Source organism: Synechococcus sp. WH 5701, assembly GCF_000153045.1.
Classification (GTDB): Bacteria; Cyanobacteriota; Cyanobacteriia; order PCC-6307; family Cyanobiaceae; genus Regnicoccus_A; species Regnicoccus_A antarcticus.
This window is the reverse complement of the sequence record NZ_AANO01000118.1, coordinates 1-1,165: the sequence shown is the minus strand read 5'-3', so window position 1 is coordinate 1,165 and position 1,165 is coordinate 1. Positions and strand designations below refer to the sequence as shown.

The following is a 1,165-nucleotide window of genomic DNA, read 5'->3' as shown; positions in this document are numbered from 1 at the left end:
GGCCTCACCTTGCTCTTGGCGCTGGACCCCCTGCTGGATCAGCACACGCGCCATGTTGCTGACCGTCCGAGACTCCGACTCAGCGAGGGCCGTTAAGCGGGCACACAAATCCTCCGGAAGGACTACCTGGATCCTGGGGGACTTGGGCTTCCCGCTGGCTGACGTCTGTCGAGTGGGCACAACCGGATCGTCAGAACGACTTTCAGTTACCCGCAAGTGTACAGAGGTGGTCAAGGGTAGTATCCATGATTATGTTGAGGGCACTGGTCCTCCTCGGAGTGCTCCGCGCATGACCCAGTCCAGATCTCAGTCCACGCCAAAATCCAAGCCCACGCTGCAATCCCGGCGCAGCACCGCCCCGCGACGCAGTAGAACGCGCAGTCCTCGACGCGGCCCTGAAAACAGCGATGTGCTCGTGTCGGCTGTGGTAAGCACCTATTTGCTGACTCACCTCCACCACGTTTTGCAGCGAGCGGAGTACACCGCCGTTCAAGAAGGTCGTGGCTCACAGGCCGCGAACTATGCCCAGCTAAGAAAAGTTCTTTGCATGGATGCACGGAGCATGGAAGACGCGTCAGCCCTCGGGCAACGCGATGAAGGCTTTGAACAAGCTGCCTGACGAATCCAGCAGATCTGAATAGCGTTACAGCAGTGGTCAGCTCCGCGATGAGTTCAAATGCCGCAGCCCTTTACGCCCAAATCAGCAGCAATCCAGAACAAACACAAGCCCTGTTCCGCCAGGCTTTGCAAGACCCCAGCGGTGCGATGGAGTCGATCTGCGGATTAGGGGAGCAACTAGGACTACCCGTAACCCCAGAGGACGTGCGAACACATCTGGCAAGCCTTGACGACGACGACAGCAATCGATGGCTAGTGAAAGCCCGCGGCGGCCTCTAGAGGTGAAGCCTCTGAGTGGAGAGTGAAGGGCTCTTGCCACACGGAAGAGCATCAAGACTTTCGTGCTGAAGCTAATTCTGAGAACGATTCCAACCGCGACAGCTCATCGCGTCTGGGTTGGCGCGGCTCATAGCCACCGCCGCCAGCCCAACTGAAGAACAGCATGTAACTGACGATGGCAAGACCCGCTGCCACGACCAGAGCCACAAACTGCTCGAGTTTCAGCACGTTGTCGACGCCATGGAAACGTTTCCAGTTTGCCGACAGG

3 protein-coding genes and 1 pseudogene are annotated in these 1,165 nt (G+C 58.3%); 2 read left to right on the top strand and 2 right to left on the bottom strand.

The features are described 5' to 3' along the window. Positions 1–180, bottom strand: a pseudogene (locus tag WH5701_RS16375) (ribbon-helix-helix protein, CopG family); the annotation flags it as partial. Positions 181–289: 109 nt separating this feature from the next. Between WH5701_RS16375 and WH5701_RS18235 the strand changes: the two are divergent. Then, positions 290–619 (top strand): hypothetical protein, encoded by a 330-nt coding sequence (locus WH5701_RS18235; RefSeq protein ID WP_006169910.1) that lies wholly within the window; start codon positions 290–292, stop codon positions 617–619. 47 nt (positions 620–666) lie between these two features. Then, positions 667–897: a hypothetical protein gene (locus tag WH5701_RS18230; RefSeq protein WP_006169909.1), complete on the top strand. Its 231-nt coding sequence runs from the start codon at positions 667–669 to the stop codon at positions 895–897. A gap of 51 nt (positions 898–948) precedes the next feature. On the opposite strand, the gene WH5701_RS17855 is transcribed toward WH5701_RS18230, so the two are convergent. Beyond that, positions 949–1,165, bottom strand: a 217-nt coding sequence (locus tag WH5701_RS17855) for a hypothetical protein (protein ID WP_071934157.1), incomplete at its 5' end; no start/stop codon positions are given.

Bases quoted from the DNA above. Each gene is read 5' to 3' on its own strand.
- WH5701_RS18235 (WP_006169910.1), top strand. From the start codon at position 290: ATGACCCAGTCCAGATCTCAGTCCACGCCAAAATCCAAGCCCACGCTG.
- WH5701_RS18230 (WP_006169909.1), top strand. From the start codon at position 667: ATGAGTTCAAATGCCGCAGCCCTTTACGCCCAAATCAGCAGCAATCCA.